Source organism: Pseudomonas sp. 2VD, from assembly GCF_005503585.1.
In the GTDB taxonomy this organism is placed as follows: Bacteria; Pseudomonadota; Gammaproteobacteria; order Pseudomonadales; family Pseudomonadaceae; genus Pseudomonas; species Pseudomonas aeruginosa.
On sequence record NZ_SCND01000564.1, the window covers coordinates 1 to 2,364 of the forward strand.

General features: G+C 68.7%; 3 protein-coding genes. All 3 read right to left on the reverse strand.

What is annotated here, in order from left to right; translation table 11 throughout:
• The coding region (locus tag FFS27_RS31695) for a glycosyltransferase family 2 protein (RefSeq protein WP_137952501.1) at positions 1-796 on the reverse strand (796 nt) is incomplete at its 3' end.
• Positions 796-2,262: a mannose-1-phosphate guanylyltransferase/mannose-6-phosphate isomerase gene (locus tag FFS27_RS31700; protein ID WP_003089225.1), complete on the reverse strand. Its 1,467-nt coding sequence runs from the start codon at positions 2,260-2,262 to the stop codon at positions 796-798. The genes FFS27_RS31700 and FFS27_RS31695, both read right to left, overlap by 1 nt.
• Positions 2,262-2,364: sugar transferase (locus FFS27_RS31705; RefSeq protein ID WP_171019272.1), on the reverse strand; the 103-nt coding region annotated here is incomplete at its 5' end. The genes FFS27_RS31705 and FFS27_RS31700, both read right to left, overlap by 1 nt.

The following is a 2,364-nucleotide window of genomic DNA, read 5'->3' on the forward strand; positions in this document are numbered from 1 at the left end:
CAGGTACGCGATACAGGGCACCGGCGGCACGCAAGGCCTGTATCTCGGCGAGGACATAGCGCTTGCCCTCGCCACCCGCGCCGCCGAAGGCGGCACGTATCCAACGCTCGCGGCCGTAGAACACGCCGATGTCGAAATAGCGGCGGAACTCTTCCAGCAAGCGGTAATCGTGGGAATGGTAGACCTCGGCGCTGGCCGCGTAGCGCACCGCGTAGCCGGCCTGCAGCAGGCGCGCGGCGACGTAGGCGTCCTCGCTGCCGATGACGTCTTCGGGGAAGCCGCCGACGGCCGCCAGGGCGTCGCTGCGGTAGGCGGAGAACGAGTCGGAACTGAAGCAGGTCTTGATCCCCAGTTCCGAGGCGTCGGCCAGGCGCTTGCTGCGGCTTTCCGGCGGGTAGTTGAAGCGCCGCGCCTGGGCGCCGAGCAGGCCGGCGCCGGGGTGCGGCAACTGGCGGCCGTAGGCCACGCCGATGTCGGCCTCGGCATAGAGTTCGTCGAGCAGGTTGGCGAAACTGTCGGGCGAGGCGGGAATGGCGTCCTGGGTCAGGTAGATCAGCGCGTCGGCCTCGACCTGCTGGCTGGCCCAGCGCCGCGTCCCGCCGTGGTTGAAGCTGGCCGGCTCGATGACCTCGACCCGCGCGCCGAAGGCGCGGAAGCGCTCCACCGTGTCGTCGCTGGAGCGGCTGTCCACCACCAGGATGCTGTCCGGCTGCCGCCGTTGCGCGGCCAGGGCCGGCAGCAGCCGGTCCAGGTGCGCGCCGGCGTTGCGCGTGGGAATGACCAGGGCGCAGCGCATCAGGCTTTCTTCTCGTCGCTGGCGGGGGCGCGACCGTAGATGTCGTTGAAGCGGACGATGTCGTCCTCGCCGAGGTACTCGCCGCTCTGCACCTCGATCATCACCAGGTCGATGATCCCCGGGTTGCTCAGGCGGTGGCTATGCCCGGCGGGGATGAAGGTGGATTCGTTGGTGTTGAGGAGAAACTCGCGCTCGCCGTTCTCCACCAGCGCCATGCCGCTGACCACGATCCAGTGCTCGCTGCGATGGTGGTGCATCTGCAACGACAGCGAAGCCTTGGGGCGCACCACGATGCGCTTGATCTTGAAGCGGCGGCCTTCCTCGAGCACGGTGTAGGTGCCCCAGGGCCGGCTGACCGTGCGGTGCAGGCGGAAGGCGTCGTGGCCGCGACGCTTGAGTTCCTGGGCGACGAACTTGACGTCCTGGCTGCGCGCCGCGTCGGCCACCAGCAGGGCGTCGGGGGTGTCGACGATGATCAGGTCGTGCACGCCGACGGCGCCGACCAGGCGCTTCGGCGAATCGATGTAGCAGTTGCTGACGTCGTGCAGCACGCTTTCGCCGCGTACCTGGTTGCCGTTCTCGTCCGCCGCGCTGAGTTCGCGCAGCGCCTGCCAGGAGCCGATGTCGCTCCAGCCGATGGAGCAGGGCACCACGGCGACCTTGTCCGAGCGCTCCATCAGCGCGTAGTCGACGGAGATGTCCGGCGCCTCGGCGAAGGCCCCGGCGGCCAGCTCGCGCTGGCGGCACTGGCCGTTCTCCAGGCTGCTGCCGTCGGCCAGGGCGGCGCGGGCGGCGATCAGCACCTCCGGCGCGTGGCGCTCCAGTTCCTGCAACACGGTGGCGGCCTGGAAGCAGAACATGCCGGCATTCCACAGGTACTTGCCGCTGTCCAGGTAGGACTGAGCGGTGGCCTGGTCGGGTTTCTCGACGAAGCGCGCGACCCGGAAGCCGTTGCCCAGCGGGGCGCCCTGTTCGATATAGCCGAAGCCGGTCTCGGCGCGCTCCGGGGTGATGCCGAAGGTCACCAGGTAGCCCTGCGCCGCGAGTTCGCGAGCCTCGGCCACCGCCGCGGCGAAGGCCTGCTCGTCGCGGATCAGGTGGTCGGCGGGAAGGATCAGCAACTGCGCCTGGTCGCCGAAGTGCTCCTGCACATGCAGCGCGGCGGCGGCGATGGCCGGCGCGGTATTGCGTCCCACCGGCTCCAGCAACAGGTCCTGGGCCAGGCCGCTGCGGTTGACCGCGCGGTAGTCGTCCAGGGTACGGAACAGCAGGTCGCGGTTGGTCACCGTGAGCAGGCGGGCGACGTCCGGCAGCCCGGCGATACGCAGGAAGGTCTTCTGCAACAGGCTCTGGTCATCGGCCAGGCGCATGAAGGGTTTCGGCATGCTCTCCCGGGAAACCGGCCACAGGCGGGTCCCGGAACCGCCGGAAACGATGCATGGGATCAGCGGGGCGACGGCGTTCATCAGTAGACTTCCTTGGTCAGGAGTACGGCTGGCACCGTACGGAACAGGATGTAGAGGTCGAACCACACCGACCACTTGGCGATGTATTCGAGGTCGTATTCC

Coding starts and splice junctions, on each gene's coding strand:
- FFS27_RS31700 (WP_003089225.1), bottom strand. CDS start 2,262: ATGAACGCCGTCGCCCCGCTGATCCCATGCATCGTTTCCGGCGGTTCC.